We start from the raw sequence: 18,078 nt of genomic DNA on the forward strand, positions 1-18,078 counted from the left end.
CCATCAGCTCCTAACTTTTTTAATGCAAAACTTAGTATGCCCGATAAAATTAAAAAATATGAAGAAGCATAATAGATTTTTGTAAAATCTATTATGCTTCTTTATAGTGAAGCTCATTTTTTTAAGTTCCCATTATAAAGACACTCAATTATATTAATAAATGTAACCCCGCTTACTTTATATAATAAGCTAACCATCTAAAAAATCTCCCTATATTTCTAAAAGAGACTATATTGCATAATATTTCAGTAAGCTTTCCAAACTTTCTATAAAATAAATTAAATGCTAAAAATGGTATCCATTGTTTTTTAGATTTTGGTAGCCTTTTCATTATATTTTTGAAAGTGTACACTTCTTTATAAATCCATAGATAGCCATTATATAATTCTTCTGCTGTTATATTCTTGGGTTGATACACTACATGGGCAGTATTATAATTAGATAAGTTAAAATCTACAATCCTATTTTCCTCTATTAATGATGAGTATAACTTTGTACCAGGGTATGGGGTAAGGATATGTGAGGTTACTGTTTCAATCTTGTTTTTGACTATCCAATCTAATGTACTCTTAAAAACTGAGACATTATCTTCATCTAATCCGAAAACAAAACTTGCATTTATCATTATTCCTCTTTTGTGGATTTCATCAACAAGTTTCTCATATCTATTCACACTATTTTGCACTTTATGGACACTATCTAATGACTTACTATTTATACTTTCAAAACCAATAAATAGGCTTTGACAACCTGCCTCTTTCATTGCGTCTAATAATTCATGCATTTCCAATATATTAGAAGTAACCGCTGCATTCCACTTTAGTTTAAGAGGTTTTATTTCCTCTAATAATTTTTTTGTCCATTTGGGATTTCCAATAAAATTATCATCAATAAACATTATGTGTCTTGTTTTTAGTGCATTAATGTCTTTTATTACATCGTCTATAGGTCTGTTAATACAAGTTTTAAGTACATTTTTGCAACTATTATAACAGAAATCACATTTAAAAGGACATCCCCTACTTGTACTAATTATGTTAGTATATAAATACTTTTTATTATCAATAATGTCATAAGCAGGTGATACCATTTCTTTCCCAATAAAATTTTCCATATCATAATACATCTTCTTAAGTTCATTATTTTCTTTATCCTTAAGGATTTTTGCCCACACTCTCTCAGCCATTCCTACACATATTGCGTCAAAACTATTCAGAGCCCCATCTGGATCTGCTGTAATATGTATACCTCCTGCAATTACAGTTACTCCACGCTTTTGGAACTCCTTTGATATTTCTAATGCTCTATTCATAACATCAACAGTAACGGTTATTCCTATCAACTCTACAGGTTCATCAAAATCTATCTTTTCTACATTTTCATTTTGAATAATAACTTCATGTCCTTTTGGCGTAAGGTTTGCTATTGTGAGTAATGCTAAAGAAGGCGACATTCTAGTTTTTAGTTTTGTATCCATAGGTCTTGGCAGCATTTCAGGTTGAATTAATTTAATCTTCATATATTATCTCCTCAAATAAAATGGGAAATAGGTGTGGTATGAGCGCAGCATATAAAACACTAAAAATAACAACTATCTTTGCATTTAGTTTTACAAAATGACATCTCATCTTACTATTGAGTTTCACATTAATTTCTATGTTTAGAATAACATATAAATTATCGATTATCAATAAATTTTTATTGATTATTGATTTAATAATCAATTATATTTATTTAGAAAAAAGAAAGCTCCAATCAATGTATAACAACGACTGGAGCTTAAATAATAACATACTATGTTGTCCTGATGTTAAGACTTTTAAAGGTAATAACCAAAATAGAAACAACTTTTTATCTCAGAAAAGCTGCTATATCTCATTACTTAATAAATCTTCATAAGTTTGTCTCCTACAAACAAGGCGAGTTTTACTTTCATTAACGAATACTACTGCGGCCTTAGGTATTTTATTATAATTGCTGGACATGGAATATCCATAAGCCCCAGTTGACAAAACTGCTAAAATATCTCCACTTTCTGCTTTAGGTAAACTTACATCGCTTAAAAGTATATCACCTGATTCGCAGCATTTTCCGGAAATCGTAACCTTTTCTGCTAATCTATCTTCAGCTCTATTAGCAAGCAGGCACTCGTACTCAGCCTTATATAGTGCAGGCCTAATGTTATCTGTCATTCCACCATCTACTGCTACATATTTTCTTATGTCTTCTATTTCTTTTATGGAACCTATGGTGTATAAGGTAGTTCCAGCTTTTCCTATTATAGATCTACCTGGCTCAATAGTAAGGCTGGGCATGTTAATATTTAAAGCCTTTGCAGTTATCTCTGCCTTATTAATAATAGAGGAGCAAAAATCCTCTATACTCTTAGGCTTATCCCCTTCCCTATAATGAATACCAAAGCCGCCTCCTAAATCTAATTCTTTTATCTCATAATGAAGCTTTTCTTTAATATCTGAAATAAGTTTTAACATAATCTCAACTTCGTCCTCGTAGGGCTCAATATCAAAAATCTGTGAGCCTATATGAGAGTGAAGTCCAATAAGCTCTATATTAGGCAGTTCGATGGCCCTTCTTACTGCGTCTAAAGTATCATTATTTAAAATGGAGAACCCAAATTTTGAATCTATTTGCCCTGTTTTTATATAGTCATGGGTATGGGCTTCTATACCTGGAGTTATCCTTAAAAGTATCTTTTGTATTTTATTATAAGTTCTAGCTATTTCATTTATTTTTTCAATTTCGAAATAATTATCTACTACAAACTTTCCCACCCCATTTTTTATGCCAAGTTCTATTTCTTCTATGGTTTTATTATTTCCATGGAAATATACTTTTTCTAATGGGAAACCACTTTTTAAAGCTGTATAAAGTTCTCCACCTGAAACCACATCAAGGCAAAGACCTTCTTCCTTTATTAACTTGCACATAGCTAAGGTTAAAAAAGCTTTTCCAGCATAGGCAACTCTATTCCCAGCTTCTAATGCCTTAAAAGCACTGAGGTATCTTTTACATTTAGTTCTTACAAAAGCTTCATCTATTACATATAAAGGAGTACCATATTCATTAGCTAATTTAACTGTATTTACTCCTCCTATAACTAACTCATTATTTTCTATTTTTACATTTCCAAAAAACTGCATAGGGTGCCTCCTTAAAATATTTAAAGGTTGAATTCTTCTGCAACAATATTTATGGCTTTAAGCTTGTCATCTTGTTTAATAGCACAGGTAATTCTTATTTCTGAGGTAGTTATCATTTTTACCTTTATATTATTCTTACTAAAAAGCTTGAACATCTTCGCAGCAACTCCTGAAGTAGTTTTCATTCCAATACCCACCATAGAAAACTTTGTAATATCTTCATCTATACTAATACAATCTTTTTTAGCATAAATTTTTACCACTTCCATGCTTTCCTTTAAATCCTCTTTAGGAACTGTAAAGGAAATATTTACTCTTTCATTTATAGGTGAAGTCTGACTTATCATATCGATGTTTATTCTTCTGCTTGCTAAAGCTTCAAAGAGATTTGATAATACATTTATATCATAGCTAATGTTTTCTATAGTTATTGCCACATCATCATCACTAGTAGCAAGGCCTGTTACAGCTTTTCCTTCCATATTCATTTTATTATTAACCTCCTTAATTACTGTTCCTTTAATATCACTATTACTAAGGCCTACATAAATTGGCACACCATATTTTTGTCCCAGCTCCACTGATCTTGAGTGCATTACTTGAGCACCAAGGCTTGCAAGTTCAAGCATTTCCTCATAATCGATTTGTTTTATTTTATTTGCTTTGCTATATTTTCTAGGATCAACACTGTATATTCCATCAACATCAGTATATATTTCGCAGATTCCATTCAATTTAACTGCTATAGCAACAGCTGTGGTATCAGAGCCCCCTCTTCCTAAAGTAGTAATATCTCCTTCTTCATTTATTCCTTGGAAACCAGCTACAATCACTATTTTATCTTCCTTCAAACTGTTTCTAATTTTACTTCCATCAATATCGTCTATTAAGGACTTACCATAATTTCCAATAGTTTTTAAACCAATTTGATAGGCTGTATAACTTATAGCATCATATCCTAAGTCCTTAAGTGTCATAGCAAGAAGGGAGGAAGAAATCATCTCTCCAGTTGAAAGCAGTGCATCCAGCTCTCTTTTGTCAGGATTATCTGTTATTTTCTTTGCTAAAGCTATAAGCTCATCAGTAGTATCTCCCATTGCAGATACTACAACTACAAGGCTCTCTCCTTTTTCCTTGCGTTTTATAATACTAGAAGCAACCTGCTTTATTTTTTCAATTGTTCCCACTGAACTTCCGCCATATTTTTGAACCACAACCCTCATATTTTGTCCTCCTTTGAATCTTTATGCAATAGATTTTTGCTGGATAAAAAAATAAATGCAGCAAAGGAACACCCTTGCTGCATTAAATACAATAGTATTTTACAACTCTGTGTACCTTGTAGCTCTCCACTATTTTCATAGTGACAACAATACATATATTTTATGTATTGCCAGGGAATATATCTGTCGATATATTTCCTTCGGCCATAGCTCCTTTTACCATACATTTTCGCGTACCCGCTCCGAATGGCTACTAATAGTTACGGCGCCTCTACCCTAGGCAGATATTTAATTGTAATTTAAATTAATAATCTTAAATTGTACTTTATCATATTAAATCAGAAAATGCAAGTATAAAATATCTTAGTTGCATTTACAAAAATAATGTAGCACGAGAAACGTCCCCGTGCCACATGCCGCATTTTTAAATTTTATAGAATTCTTCAAAGGATTTTACAACATAGCTGTGGTCCATCACTCCTCCAAGCTCCCTGACAGAGTGCATTGCAAGTATTGGAGTACCCATATCCACTGAACGAATTGCAAGATGTGTGGAGGAAATTGGCCCTATAGTTGAGCCTCCTGGTGAATCAGAACGATTAACAAATCTCTGCACAGGAACTCCAACATTTAAGCATATTTGCTCATAAACTGCTGCTGTGTTGCTGTCAGTAGTGTAGCTTTGGTTTGCAGCTAGTTTTATTACTGGTCCCTTGTTTATTAGGGGTCTATTAACAGGATCTGCTTTTTCTTCACTGTTTGGATGAAGTGCGTGTGCTAAGTCTGCAGATATCATAAAGCTTCTTGCAATAGCTCTGAAAAAGTCCTCTCTACTACCACCTAAGGAAAAAACTATTCTTTCTAGGATATTAGAAAGCACCTCAGAATCTGCTCCCTGCTTTGTGTGGCTCCCTACTTCCTCATTGTCGAAGGCTATCATAACATTAGTAGCCTCAGAAGCCTCCGCATTTGTAATTGCCTTAATTCCAGCATGGATCATAGCTAAATCATCCAGCCTGGAACTGGATATAAATTCATTGTTTAAGCCTATTATTTTCCCTTTTTCAAATTCATAAAGGAATAAATCAAAATCCAATATATCCTTCATATCCACCTTTAGCTCATTTGCAATGACGCTTATAAGATAATTATTCTTTTCAAATTCATCATTTACCATAGCTATAATTGGAAGAGTATCCTTTTGTCCATTTATTTCATAGCCTTTGTTTACATTTCTATTAATATGTATAGCTAAGTTAGGTATTATTAATATAGGTCTGTTTATATTAATAAGCCTTGTTTCAGGATTAAGTACGTTTTTACCCTTTAAAATAACTCTTCCAGCAATTGAAAGCGGCCTATCAAACCAGGTACTTAATATTGGTCCTCCATAAATTTCAGTATTAAGCTTAACGTAATTATTTTCAGATACTATTTCTGGTCTTGGCTTAATTCTAAAACTAGGTGAATCAGTATGGGCTCCAATTAATTTAAAGCCATTATCTTCTATGTTTCCTTTCCCAACTACAAAGGCAATGATTGCTGAATCATTTTTAGTTGTGAAATATTTTCCACCTTTACTAAGCTTCCATGCTTCTTCTTCTTTTAATTCTGCAAAACCCTTTTCTAATAAAGTATTCTTTACACTCAAGGCAGCATGAAAGGCAGATGGACTTTCATAAATAAAATCAATTAACTCTTCTGCAAGTTTTAATTCCTGCTCCATTTTTAATTCCCCCTCTGTATTCCTTATATTGTACACAGATATTATTAATATTTGTGCCCTCTGGATTCCTTTTGTACCAATGGCTTTTATAGACCTATTATTACATAATGTTAGCTTTTAACGCAAATTATATTAAAAGTATAACAAATAAATATATATTTTTTCTACCCATTTAATAAATTTGTTCTCATCTTTGGTATAATATACTATATTTAAAATTTAAAAATCAACTAGCCAAATAGTGAAGTTTATCTAATATGCTTGAGACAGGAGTGCATAATATGTTTTCAAAATTTTTAATTTCAAAATTTATAAAAGATTATAATAATATAAAAAACGAAAAGGTTAGAAGTGCCTATGGATACTTGGGAGGGATAGTTGGCATAGCTTTAAATGCTCTTTTATTTTTAGTAAAGTTTTTCGTAGGACTAGTAACTCACAGTATAGCAATTACGGCTGATTCCTTTAATAATTTAACTGATACGGCTTCATCAATTATAACCATAGTTGGCTTTAAGCTCTCTAACAAGCCAGCTGATGAAGAGCATCCCTTTGGGCACGGTAGAATAGAATACTTATCTGCACTTGCAGTATCCTTTTTAATTATGCTTGTAGGTTTTCAATTTATAAGAGAATCCTTTAATAGAATATTACATCCTACTGAAGTTCATTTTTTATTTTTACCTTTTACATTAATCTTAGCTTCAGTAATAGTTAAAATCTGGCTTAGCAGTTTTAATAAGTTTATTGCAAATTCCATTGGCTCTAAGGCGTTAAAGGCTTCTTCCTTTGATGCCTTAGCTGATGTTATAGTTTCAAGTATAACATCCTTATCACTCTTACTTTCAAGATGGGTTTCCTTTCCTATAGACAGTTATCTTGGAGTGGTTGTGTCCTTATTTATATTGTATTCAGGTTTTTCACTTACTAAAGATACCTTAAATCCATTACTTGGAGAGGCTCCAGATCCTGAATTAGTAGAAAGTATTAAAGCTGGAATTTTGAAATACGACCATATAAGTGGTGTACACGATTTGGTAATTCATAATTATGGCCCCAGCCGCTGCATGGCTTCTATTCATGCAGAAATTCCCTGTGATATTTCTGTTGTAACAATTCATGAAATAATTGATAAAGCTGAAAAAGAGCTTTCAAAGGAGTTAAATATTTATTTAGTAATTCATATGGATCCTATTAATACCGAAAGCAAGGAAGTTAATAAGGCAAGGGAACTTATAGAGGAAATTCTAAAAAACTATTCAGAAGTTAGATCCATGCATGATTTCAGAGTGGTTGGAGAAGGGGAGTATAAAAATTTAATATTTGATTTGGTGGTAGAACAAAGTAGAGGTTTCAGTAATGAGTCTCAGGATAAGTTAAAAAAAGCTATAGATACAGAGGTTAAAAAATATTATCCGGAGTATAATGCAAAGATTACAATTGACAAGGAGTTTACGGTTTTATAGTACAAAATAAGTAATAACTCATATGGATGTCACTAATATAAATATTTAGATAGCTGCTCTTTAATGCCGTGCATTCCTGCTCTGCAGGTTTTAGTTTCCTATAAATTATTATTTATATTAGACATGGTGCGGCAGCTATGACACCATAATGTTAATTAACTGTTTGTTACATCTATTAGCTGAAAATTATTTTTATTTGCTTCTAACTTCTTAATTATGCTTAATTTTCTTTTATAATTTTTGCTTTCTTTTTCTATATTTATATTAATATAAAATTTCTCAATAAGAGCATCTAACACCTTCATAAATTCATCATAGCAATCAAAGGGATTAGAGGGATAATATTCAAGTCTTAAATCTTTATTAATAAATCTAATTCCACTTTCAGTACTTTCCACTAATATATTAATTTTATCATTTTTATATTGTAATAGTCTTCTTGCTAAGTTTAGACTTCCTGCTTTATCTATATTAATAGTCCTGCCGCAGGAGGTACATAACATTATCTCCATTGAAAACCTATTTGACTTTGATTTATTATGACAATATGGACAAGTATAAAAAATGCCGACTCCACTGACCCTTATTACTTTTCTAAGTCCGCTGCTTATTAGTTTATAGTTCATTATATTGTATAACTTATTATAATCACTGCAATTAATTTTAGGTATAAAGTTTTTTCCCTGCTTATTTTGAAAGGTCAAATTGTCTCCCTTATCAATAAGTTTTTCCATAATTACTTGGCATTTATTTTTTAGAGCAGTTTTCACTATGGTATTAGCAACTTTATTTAACATATCCTCAGTAATGCTACCTAGTATATCTTCATAACCTTCACAAATTAAACTGCTTTTATGATCAACTACAGCATAATTAATGGCATTTTCATTTCCCCTGCTTATCCCCATATAATTTACTGTTTCTACCATATCTATATTTTTAACTATATTTATAGATAAAAAGTATTCCTTCTTACGCTTTATAAGCCTTGCAGTTTTTAAAATTTCAGGATTGTAAATTGCATCTTTTAAATACTTCTCCTGCCATTTGCCAAAGGCCAATGGGAAAATCACATAGGTTTTTTTAACAGTAGCTTCTTTGTATACTTCCTTATTTTTATCCAAGTACTTAAGCTCATTATTATAAGCTTTTTCTGTCTTTATTCTTTTTTCATTTCTAACATTCATTAAATATATTTTTGCATAATACCTATCTCTTTCAGCATCATATAATAAGCTGTAATTTCTCACTTTAGAATATCTGCAAAAGAATATAGGTCTAATATTTGAACCATTTGATGCAGGAAAGCTTACACCTGAATTTTTTGATCTTAAACTAAGAAAGCCGGCTAGGGTAAATGAAAAATCTAATTTGAGGGAATCCTTAAAGGGTTCTACATTAAATATATTCAATTCCTTTAAGATATCTTTACCTATCCATTTAGTTATGTTATTTGCCCTATAATTACCACTATAATCTTTATAATTTTCCTCAATAAAATCAATTTCTTTTGAAGCTTTATCCATTAAATATTCATAAGCTCTAGTGTAATTCTCTAAAGCCTCTTCAATTATTTCTCGCTTAAGTAAACTAGGCTTAAATAACTTAAGCTCTATAGTTTTCATAGCTACATTCATATAATAATCACCACTTAGAAGTATTCTACAATTACACTTTTTCCTAAACTTTTAAGGTAGTTTTCCATATCATTAACAAGTTTAAGCTTCATCCCTAAATTCAAAGGAAATTCAGGATTTTGATGTGCTGGGTTTATTGCTCTACCTACAAAAAAATGGATAGATGTACTTTCTTCTAATAAAAGCTTGGCAAGTTTAGAAGCTCCGTCTTCCTTATTAATATCAACGAGATCTTCCATTATATTATCAGAGGAAATATATTTTTCAGCATATTCAAGAGCCTTATATAAAGTAAGCACACCTTCAGTAGTTAATTCCACCCCTTCTATTTTTGCCGTTGGCGGTATAGAGGGATCTATATAATTAAAACTTGTAATAATTTCTTTCTCTATTACTCTGCTGACAATTTGTGCAGTGGTACCTCCACAAATTACCTTTTTGCCCTCCTCCTTCATAAATTTATTTACAACATAATCATCAAGATTTTTATCTAGCGGAGGACCAACTAAAATATTTACAGGGGATGCGTTACGAACCTTAACAGCTACAACAGTTGTATCATCACCTGGCTTTCCAGAATACAAGCTGTCGCAGGCAGATAAAATTATATTTGAAATATTTTTCACTGAAATATTCTTCTTATAAATTTGTTCTGTATAATCCTTAAGGTTATCCCACTGCCAGCCTAAATTAAGACACTCTCCTATACCAGCATGAATTGCACCATCAGTTACTAAAACAAGAATATCCTCAGGTGCAACAATAAATCTGCTTTCTTTAATTAACTTTCCATTAACATCTCTATTTATTTTTTCTATAGCCTCAAACTTTCCCCTTTTAAGTCTTATTATGGAGGGATTATCAAACTCCACTAAATAAGCCTCTCCATCTTCATAGATTTGAAGTATTGAGAAGGTTGAATAGGCTAAATCTCTTACTTTGCAAACAGGTAGTGTAGAAGCAATAGTTTCTACGGCTTCCTCAAGGCTTGACCCCATAGAAAGCATTGTTCCTATTATTTTACTAGTTAAGGTTGCAAGAATATTAGCTTTGACTCCACTTCCAAGCCCATCAGCCAGTACAATTATTACAGAATCCTCATTTCTAATTACCTCAACCTTATCTCCACAAAGTTCTTCTTTATATTTTTTTAAGCTAGCATAATCAACATCAACAAAGATACTCATTTATCTTCACCCATGTCCGTTTGTATTGATTTCTTTAATTTTGTGAGAGCTACCTTCGTCTCTGCTGTAGTTTCACCTAAAAGACTTGCTATTTCTTGTGCCACCCTCATTTGTTTATCGATAACCTTTTGTGCAATATCTACAGTTTCATTTCTTACTTTCTTTATCTTTTCTAGTTGTTTTTCTTCTTTTGTTATGTCCTTCATTATTATAATTATCATATTATTTTCTTTTAAATATAAAATAGACTGTTCCACTACAACATCATATTTTAAATATATATATTTACTATTTAAAATATTAGCTTTTGTGTCATTAACGGTAATAATATCTATACAATCTAAAACTTCAAAAATATTTCTATTTTGAAGTTCCTCATATTCCAATTTAAAAAGCTTTCTTGCAGCCATATTGACTTCCTGAATTGTAAGATCCTCAGACAAAGCAAAAATAGCGTTTGGAGTTGAACCTATTATAACATTTGATATAGATTCTGCTCTTTCCCTCATATATGGAACACACATATGAAGCTCAGCTTTTTTGTTATAAACTGCAATAGCCTTATCTCTGCAGCTGCTATATCCACAGGCGCCGCAATTTAATTCCTGCTCTTTTGTGAATTTGCCTACTTTTCTTAAAATATCTCTAATTATACTTTCATCAGGTATAATATAAGATTCTGATCTATCCTTAAAATTTTTTACTAAATCAACCTTTGTTTCATAGGTATTTAATCTGCTAGGCTTAGAACTTGATTTATTAATATATTCAAGCAGCCTTTCTCTAAGTCCTAAAAAACCGGGGTTATCAGAATTCATGCAGGCCCCGCCTAAACAAGCCCCACTGCAGCTATTCATTTCTATGAAATAGTCCTTAACTTTTCCTTGTTTTATTTGTTCTAAAACATCTATGCAGCGATCTATTCCATCAAATTTTAGCATTTTGTATTTATATTCTCTTGTATTTCCAAGTGACTTAATTATGCCTCCAGGGGCAGGATAGTATCTTGCATTAAAATTAAAATGTACATCTTTAAGCTCTGCTTCTTCTTGAGTATCAAAGTTTAAATTTTCATCATTTATCCACTGCTCTAATTCCTCAAAGGTTACTACTGCGTCTACCACAGCCTCCTCATGAAGTTCCCTGCCTTCTTCCTTTTTAGAAAGGCATGGACCAACAAACACCACTTTTATCCTTGAGCCATATAGTTCTTTAAGCATTTTTGCATGAGCTATCATCGGGGATACCACTGGTGCCATTTGATCAATTAGTTCTGGATAATGTTTTTCAATTAAATTAACTACAGTAGGACATGCTGTAGTTATAATATTTCTCATATGATCTTTTTCCAAAAGTTTTTTATATTCAATTGATACTACAGCAGCTCCAACAGCTGTTTCTTCAATATATGCAAAGCCAAGTTTCTGAAATACAGAATAAGCCTGTTTTAAATCAGATAAATTAAAAGCTGCTGCAAAGGAAGGAGCTATACTCGCATATACTTTCAGCTTCTTATTCACAAAGCTCTTTACCTTGTCCACATCATTTCTAACGCTCTTAGCATTCTGAGGGCATACCTGCAGACACTTTCCGCAAAAAATGCAGCCTTCTTCAATTACTTGTGCATGATCATTTTTTAAGGAAATTGCTTTAACGGGACAACTTCTTATACATTTATAACAATTTTTACAATTAACTTCTTTAAATTGTATTGTATTCATAAATCCTCCATAATACATGCAGACTTACCTACAAAACAATAATAAAACATTGAAGTTCTTTAGTCAAATTTTTATCAAAGGTAATAAGTAATATGGCAGCAATTATATGGCTGCCACTAAATATTCCTTCTCTACTTTTCTTGTTTTAAGTTCATAATAATAACATGGATACTTCTCTAAATTATATTCTTCAGGCTTTTTATAAAAAACAAAGCCAGTAAGTTCGCACATGCATTTACTTACCTTAAGGCTCTTAACATGAGCTGTTTTATAATAATTACATTGATCACAATATAACATAATTATCGCTCCTTATTTTAATTTTCTTTATTAAATGAATTTGTATTTACCCTTAATTGGATAATAACAATTGTTAAAATTTCTTTCAAACAACTCTATATTTTTTCATTTTATAAATTTTTATTAATTTATTATTAGATACGGTTTTTTAGAATATTTTCTTTTAAGCCTTATTATATGCGGATTTATTAATAGAATACATGAAAATACCATTGATAATTTTAACTATAAAATTTTAATTTGATAAATAAATAACAAGGTGTTATACTTTTTGTATATTAATTACTGTTAGAGGTGAGATATATGACCATAACTGTATGTATAGGCAGCAGCTGTCATTTAAAGGGCTCTTATGACATAGTTCATATGCTGCAAAAGCTTATCAGTGAACATAATTTAGAAAACAAGGTTGAAATTAAAGCTTCCTTTTGTCTTGGTGACTGTAAAAATGGTGTATGCGTAAAAGTGGACGAAAGCCCTATTATATCTGTGAAAAAGGAAAATGTTAATGATTTCTTTAATGATTACATAGTTAAAAGCATTTAACAGCCTTTGTTTTAAGTTTGACTTCTTTAAAAAGCCTTAGAGCTAATTAATGAGATTTTGTATTTACCCTATAAAATCAATTAAGAGAGAAGTGAAGTCATGCGAAATTTTGAAAGTGATGTTCAACTTATAAAGCATGAAGTTTTAAAGGAAGTTGTTAAACATACTTTACAAGGTGATATTAAAAAGAAATATAGAGCAATTGCTAAAACTATTATCCCAGGTCCAAAACCCCGAACCCGCTGCTGCATTTATAAAGAAAGAGAAATTATTGTTGAAAGAGTAAAGCTTGCAATGGGTGGCAATAAGAAAAATAAAAATATTATAGAAGTAATAAATATAGCCTGCGATGAATGTCCTATTAACCGTTTTACAATAACTGAAGCTTGCAGGGGCTGTCTTGCTCACAAGTGTTCTGAAGCTTGCCCCGTAGGTGCAATTTATAATGTAAATCAAAGATCCTATATTAATACTGATAAATGTATTGAATGCGGCAGATGCAAAAGTGTATGCCCTTATAACGCAATTTCTGATGTAATGAGACCTTGCAGGCGAGCTTGCAGTGCAAAGGCCTTAAGCTTTGACGAAAACAAAAAGGCTGTTATAGATAATGATAAATGCATAGAATGCGGCACTTGTGTTTATCAATGCCCTTTTGGTGCTATAATGGATAAGTCTTTCGTATATCCAGTAGTAAATTTATTAGAAAAAACTAAGAGTGATAAGGAGTTTCATGTATATGCTGTTATTGCACCAGCAATTTCAAGTCAATTTACTTATGCAAGTATAGGACAAGTAGTTACTGGTATTAAAAAGCTTGGTTTTCATGATGTTGTTGAAGTTGCATTAGGAGCAGATATAGTTGCCCTTCAGGAAACGGAGGAATTTGCTCATAATGCTGAGAATAAAAAACCTATGACAAGCTCCTGCTGTCCTGCTTTTGTAAGTTTTATTAAAAAGAACTATCCTGAGCTTATGCCTATGGTTTCTACCACTGTTTCACCAATGATAGCTATATCAAAGCTCATTAAAAATATTGATGATAAAGCTAAGGTTGTTTTTATAGGTCCCTGCACTGCAAAGAAAGCCGAAATTAATGAGAAAGACATTAAAGGCATAACTGATTATGTAATTACCTTTGAAGAACTGGATGCAATGCTTGATGCCTACAATATTAATATTGAAGAATGTGAAGATACCCCTTTAAATAATGCTTCCTTCTTTGGAAGAATATTCGCTCGCTCTGGTGGACTAACTGAAGCAGTTAAAAATATTATTGAAACAAAAAACTTAGAGGTAGAATTTAAACCAATAAGCTGCGATGGATTACAAGAATGTGATAAAGCACTTAAACTCTTAAAATTTAACAAGCTAGCCTCAAATTTCATTGAAGGAATGGCCTGCACTGGAGGCTGCATCGGAGGAGCTGCTTCACTGTGTCATGGTACAAAGGACAAAAACGAAGTTGACAAATATGGTAAACTTGCATTTGAAAAACAAACTGCAGATTCTTTAAGAGTATTTAAATTAGATAAAATAAATTTAAAAAGAAAATATAAATAAAATTTATTTATAAAATGATAATTTCTCCTTAATTAAATTGTATCAATTTACGAAATCATCATCAATACATTTTATAGAATTTTTAAAATATTTCGAACATTAAGTTTAATAATGAACAATAAATGTTACAGATTTTAATATCTGTAACATTTTTTCATTATATTCATAAAATGAATTGATAAGCAATATGTAGCTCAGTATATGTAAGGAGGTTTAAATGAATAATTCACCATATTTTTGTCCTTTTCCCATTTCCCAAAACTATTATGAAAATGAAAATCTGAGAAGTTTTAATGATTCTAATGAAACTTATGAGAATGAAACCTTTGAAAACAACGAATCCCAAACTACACCCGCAGTTAATGATGCAGATGCCCCTATAGATGAAATGAATAATGTAAAAATTGGCTATAGTATTGGAAACATAATAATTGCACCTTCCCGTGACAGATGGAGCAGATGGCAAAATCTAGGCGGAGCTTTAGCTTCAGCTCCTGCGGCATCTTCTTGGGCTCCTAATAGACTTTATGTATTTGCTGCTGGAACTAATCATGCCTTATATCATAAGTGGTGGAACGGTTCTCGTTGGAGCAGCTGGGAAAGCCTTGGTGGGAGAATAACTTCAGCTCCTGCTGCAATTTCTACAAGAAACAATAGAATAAATGTATTTGCTAGAGGTACCGATAATGCTATGTGGCATATATTCTTGGACGGTTCTAGATGGAGTAACTGGGAAAGTCTAGGCGGATCCTTAACCTCAGCACCCGCAGCTGCCTCTTCTTCACCTGATCGAATAGATACCTTTGTTCGAGGCACAGACAATGCTCTCTGGCATAGATGGTGGAATGGCTCTCGTTGGAGTAATTGGGTAAGCCTTGGTGGAAGATTATTTTCTTCTCCTGCTGCTGTTTCCTGGGGAAGAAATAGAATTGATGTATTTGCACTTGGTCAAAATAACCGCCTGATTCATATTTGGTGGAATGGTTCTAGGTGGAGCAGATGGGAAAACCTTGGTGGAAGAATAACTTCAGCTCCTGCAGTTTCTTCTAGAGCTAGCAATAGACTGGAGGTATTTGCAAGAGGTCTAAATAATCAAGTGATTACCATGTCATGGAACGGCTCTCGCTGGAGTAATTGGAGGAGTATTGGCGGAAATATAACCTTGAGTCCAGCTGCAGTTTCCTGGGGGCCAAACAGAACCGACGTCTTTGCAAGGGGAAGAAATAATTCCTTATGGCATATTGGGAGAACCTAAAAGAAAGAATAAACCCAAAGCCTAAGTGTTGTTCGTCTGAATGAAATGAATTAAGGTCAACACTTGGCTTTGGGTTTATTTAAGCTTTGAACTTCTTTTGCAGCGATTCATAGATGCAGCATATTTTATATATTGCAGCTATTTTCCTTATCTTATTTTTCAGCTATTTTTCCTACTGGAGCAATATAAATTACAAACTCATCTTCACCATCAAGCTTTAATAATTCATTAGCCTTTTCCTGATTATAGTCTCCAACAGCAACAGTACCGCAGCCAATAGCTTCACTTGCTAAATAAAGATTTTGGCATAAGTGTCCGGAATCTTGAAGTATTGTTTTATGGGCAGCAATGTCATATTTCCACTCAGTTCTATAAGGAATGCAGCTCCACATAAAGATAACAGGTGCAGTACTTACATAACTTTGTCCTGAAACAGCATCAGTGACCTTTGTCTCCATGTTATCTTCATTAAATAAATAAACAAGCTTATGTTCTATTGGTAAGTATCTATATATTCCCTGTTTTAACCCCTCTACCTTATTAATTACTAAATAAGTTTCAAAGGGATGACATGCACCACCGGATGGAACAGGTCTAAAACTAGCAAAGTTCACCTTTCCAACAACCTTTTTAATTCCTTGAGTTACCCAGAGTAAGAATGAAAGTTCCTTAACTGTAAGACCTCCCTTTTCATAAACTCTGCTGCTCTTTCTATCCATTAAGCAGTCAAATATACTACTCTTTGTTATTACACTGTTATCTACCTTTGGAAGAGTGATCATTTCATGTCCTTCTGGAACCTCCTTTTGTATTAGAGGCTGCTTAATCTTCTTTTGCTTATCTGTTTCAATATCCTTTAAGGAATTAAAATTAGCCTTAAGCCATTGTCTTTGTGCTTTATTTTTATCCATAACATACTCTCCTTCATTTTAACTCTTCATTTTCAATATATTCTAAATTAATAATATAAACTTGTCAATTTTATTAATCTTACAACGGAAATCATTCCTCATTATAAATTTTTATTTTATATTTAAAATTATTAATTTTTCTGTATTTCCTTAATTTATAATTTGAAAATTCTTTGTGAAAAGTACCTTGCACCTTTTTAGCTGTTTCCGCATAAAATATATTGATTTTAATTTATAGGAGTGTGAATTATGAAAGGAAGAACCACTGATCTATTCCCAGGTGGCAATACCTCCAAGGGATTTTATTCCTTCTATAGGTATATATTAGGTCAAGATGAAGCAAGAAGGATAATTTGTATAAAGGGTGGACCTGGAACAGGGAAATCTTCACTTATGAAAAAGATAGCAGCCCATTTTAATGAGAAAGGCTATGACATAGAATATCACCACTGTTCCTCAGATAATAATTCTCTAGATGGAGTAGTAATAAAAGGAATTAATGTAGCAATACTTGATGGTACTGCACCACATGTAGTTGACCCTGTAAACCCGGGAGCAGTGGATGAAATATTAAACATGGGCGAATGCTGGAATGAGGAAGGCTTTACACAATATAGAAAAAATATTATTGACATAAATAAAGAAGTAGGAAAAACCTTTAGAAGAGCATATAGATTTATAGCTGCTGCTAAAGCTGTACATGACGACTTAAGCAATTATAATAATGAAGCCTTAAATAATGGTAAGTTAAATAAGCTAATGGAAGAATTAAAAGATAAAATATTTAAGACTCCAGTTACAGGTAATGCTTATGAGAGGCACTTATTTGCTACAGCCTTCACCCCAAATGGAATAATAACCTATGTAGATTCTATTCTTGATGGTTATAAGGAAGTGTATGTTTTAAATGGTGGACCAGGTACGGGTAAAACTGATGTTTTGGAATATTTAACAAAGGAAGCTTTAAAAAGAGGGCTTTCAGTTCAAATATTCCATGATCCTTTAATTCCAGAAAGACTTGAGCATATTATTATTCCTGAGCTAAGCACAGCAATAGTTACCTCCAATGAAATAAACCAAAAGAAATTTATAGGAAAACAAATTTATATGGATAATCTATTAAATTCTTATATAATTAATAAAAATAAAGAAGAAATAATCTATGATACAAAGCTGTTCTATGAGCTTTTAAATAAAGGGCTTAAGCTTATAGCATCTGCAAAGGTTCTTCATGATCAAATGGAAACCTATTATATTCCAAATATGAATTTTGATAAAATAGATGAGATAACAAAAAAGCTTATAGAAAAGCTAGAGGGTTATGAAAAAGAGTTCAAAGTAAGTGAGCAATAATCTAATCCTTAAGTACATGGCTATGTTAC

Annotated in this window: 14 protein-coding genes and 1 riboswitch; of the genes, 5 read left to right on the plus strand and 9 right to left on the minus strand. The window is 32.1% G+C overall.

The features are described from left to right. Positions 1-172 precede the first annotated feature (172 nt). The 4 genes from ACJDUH_RS10915 to ACJDUH_RS10930 form a co-directional block, all read right to left on the minus strand. Complete coding sequence (locus ACJDUH_RS10915; protein ID WP_406765228.1) at positions 173-1,519, minus strand: B12-binding domain-containing radical SAM protein; 1,347 nt, start codon at positions 1,517-1,519, stop codon at positions 173-175. Positions 1,520-1,868: 349 nt separating this feature from the next. Next, the gene (lysA, locus tag ACJDUH_RS10920) at positions 1,869-3,161 is read right to left on the minus strand and encodes a diaminopimelate decarboxylase (RefSeq protein WP_406765229.1); all 1,293 of its coding nucleotides are present in this window, start codon (positions 3,159-3,161) and stop codon (positions 1,869-1,871) included. A gap of 20 nt (positions 3,162-3,181) precedes the next feature. After that, entirely contained in the window at positions 3,182-4,384 is a 1,203-nt protein-coding gene (locus ACJDUH_RS10925; protein WP_406765230.1) for an aspartate kinase, read from the minus strand. Between the two features lie 111 nt (positions 4,385-4,495). Then, positions 4,496-4,666: riboswitch (Lysine riboswitch) on the minus strand. 142 nt (positions 4,667-4,808) lie between these two features. Beyond that, on the minus strand, positions 4,809-6,110 hold the full coding sequence (locus tag ACJDUH_RS10930) for a M18 family aminopeptidase (RefSeq protein WP_406765231.1): 1,302 nt from the start codon (positions 6,108-6,110) through the stop codon (positions 4,809-4,811). Positions 6,111-6,391: 281 nt separating this feature from the next. On the opposite strand from ACJDUH_RS10930, the gene ACJDUH_RS10935 reads away from it, so the two are divergent. Then, positions 6,392-7,576: a cation diffusion facilitator family transporter gene (locus ACJDUH_RS10935; protein ID WP_406765232.1), complete on the plus strand. Its 1,185-nt coding sequence runs from the start codon at positions 6,392-6,394 to the stop codon at positions 7,574-7,576. 155 nt (positions 7,577-7,731) lie between these two features. On the opposite strand, the gene ACJDUH_RS10940 is transcribed toward ACJDUH_RS10935, so the two are convergent. From ACJDUH_RS10940 to ACJDUH_RS10955, 4 genes are all read right to left on the minus strand, one after another. Beyond that, positions 7,732-9,213, minus strand: coding sequence for a transposase (locus tag ACJDUH_RS10940; protein WP_406765233.1), 1,482 nt, complete (start codon positions 9,211-9,213; stop codon positions 7,732-7,734). A gap of 14 nt (positions 9,214-9,227) precedes the next feature. Further along, positions 9,228-10,400, minus strand: a complete 1,173-nt coding sequence (locus ACJDUH_RS10945) for a SpoIIE family protein phosphatase (protein ID WP_406765234.1) — start codon at positions 10,398-10,400, stop codon at positions 9,228-9,230. After that, positions 10,397-12,121, minus strand: a complete 1,725-nt coding sequence (locus ACJDUH_RS10950) for a [Fe-Fe] hydrogenase large subunit C-terminal domain-containing protein (RefSeq protein ID WP_406765235.1) — start codon at positions 12,119-12,121, stop codon at positions 10,397-10,399. The genes ACJDUH_RS10945 and ACJDUH_RS10950 overlap by 4 nt, the downstream gene beginning before the upstream one ends. 102 nt (positions 12,122-12,223) lie before the next feature. Continuing rightward, positions 12,224-12,421: a hypothetical protein gene (locus tag ACJDUH_RS10955; RefSeq protein WP_406765236.1), complete on the minus strand. Its 198-nt coding sequence runs from the start codon at positions 12,419-12,421 to the stop codon at positions 12,224-12,226. 303 nt (positions 12,422-12,724) lie between these two features. Between ACJDUH_RS10955 and ACJDUH_RS10960 the strand changes: the two genes are divergently transcribed. The 3 genes from ACJDUH_RS10960 (at position 12,725) to ACJDUH_RS10970 (ending at position 15,785) form a co-directional block, all read left to right on the plus strand. Further along, positions 12,725-12,967, plus strand: a complete 243-nt coding sequence (locus ACJDUH_RS10960) for a (2Fe-2S) ferredoxin domain-containing protein (protein WP_406765237.1) — start codon at positions 12,725-12,727, stop codon at positions 12,965-12,967. A gap of 99 nt (positions 12,968-13,066) precedes the next feature. Next, positions 13,067-14,530 (plus strand): 4Fe-4S dicluster domain-containing protein, encoded by a 1,464-nt coding sequence (locus ACJDUH_RS10965; protein ID WP_406765238.1) that lies wholly within the window; start codon positions 13,067-13,069, stop codon positions 14,528-14,530. Between the two features lie 217 nt (positions 14,531-14,747). After that, positions 14,748-15,785: a PLL family lectin gene (locus ACJDUH_RS10970; RefSeq protein ID WP_406765239.1), complete on the plus strand. Its 1,038-nt coding sequence runs from the start codon at positions 14,748-14,750 to the stop codon at positions 15,783-15,785. Between the two features lie 152 nt (positions 15,786-15,937). Here ACJDUH_RS10970 and ACJDUH_RS10975 read toward each other — a convergent pair whose 3' ends face one another. Further along, positions 15,938-16,696 (minus strand): SagB/ThcOx family dehydrogenase, encoded by a 759-nt coding sequence (locus ACJDUH_RS10975; protein ID WP_406765240.1) that lies wholly within the window; start codon positions 16,694-16,696, stop codon positions 15,938-15,940. 249 nt (positions 16,697-16,945) lie between these two features. Between ACJDUH_RS10975 and ACJDUH_RS10980 the strand changes: the two genes are divergently transcribed. Further along, the gene (locus ACJDUH_RS10980; RefSeq protein ID WP_406765241.1) at positions 16,946-18,049 is read left to right on the plus strand and encodes a PRK06851 family protein; all 1,104 of its coding nucleotides are present in this window, start codon (positions 16,946-16,948) and stop codon (positions 18,047-18,049) included. Positions 18,050-18,078: the final 29 nt, after the last annotated feature.

The sequence above is a fragment of the Candidatus Clostridium radicumherbarum genome (assembly GCF_045310525.1).
Lineage (GTDB): Bacteria > Bacillota > Clostridia > Clostridiales > Clostridiaceae > Clostridium_AT > Clostridium_AT radicumherbarum.

Bases quoted from the DNA above. Each gene is read 5' to 3' on its own strand.
- ACJDUH_RS10930 (WP_406765231.1), bottom strand. From the start codon at position 6,110: ATGGAGCAGGAATTAAAACTTGCAGAAGAGTTAATTGATTTTATTTAT.
- ACJDUH_RS10975 (WP_406765240.1), bottom strand. From the start codon at position 16,696: ATGGATAAAAATAAAGCACAAAGACAATGGCTTAAGGCTAATTTTAAT.
- ACJDUH_RS10945 (WP_406765234.1), bottom strand. From the start codon at position 10,400: ATGAGTATCTTTGTTGATGTTGATTATGCTAGCTTAAAAAAATATAAA.
- ACJDUH_RS10960 (WP_406765237.1), top strand. From the start codon at position 12,725: ATGACCATAACTGTATGTATAGGCAGCAGCTGTCATTTAAAGGGCTCT.
- ACJDUH_RS10940 (WP_406765233.1), bottom strand. From the start codon at position 9,213: ATGAATGTAGCTATGAAAACTATAGAGCTTAAGTTATTTAAGCCTAGT.
- ACJDUH_RS10970 (WP_406765239.1), top strand. From the start codon at position 14,748: ATGAATAATTCACCATATTTTTGTCCTTTTCCCATTTCCCAAAACTAT.
- ACJDUH_RS10915 (WP_406765228.1), bottom strand. From the start codon at position 1,519: ATGAAGATTAAATTAATTCAACCTGAAATGCTGCCAAGACCTATGGAT.
- ACJDUH_RS10935 (WP_406765232.1), top strand. From the start codon at position 6,392: ATGTTTTCAAAATTTTTAATTTCAAAATTTATAAAAGATTATAATAAT.
- lysA (WP_406765229.1), bottom strand. From the start codon at position 3,161: ATGCAGTTTTTTGGAAATGTAAAAATAGAAAATAATGAGTTAGTTATA.
- ACJDUH_RS10950 (WP_406765235.1), bottom strand. From the start codon at position 12,121: ATGAATACAATACAATTTAAAGAAGTTAATTGTAAAAATTGTTATAAA.
- ACJDUH_RS10965 (WP_406765238.1), top strand. From the start codon at position 13,067: ATGCGAAATTTTGAAAGTGATGTTCAACTTATAAAGCATGAAGTTTTA.
- ACJDUH_RS10955 (WP_406765236.1), bottom strand. From the start codon at position 12,421: ATGTTATATTGTGATCAATGTAATTATTATAAAACAGCTCATGTTAAG.
- ACJDUH_RS10980 (WP_406765241.1), top strand. From the start codon at position 16,946: ATGAAAGGAAGAACCACTGATCTATTCCCAGGTGGCAATACCTCCAAG.
- ACJDUH_RS10925 (WP_406765230.1), bottom strand. From the start codon at position 4,384: ATGAGGGTTGTGGTTCAAAAATATGGCGGAAGTTCAGTGGGAACAATT.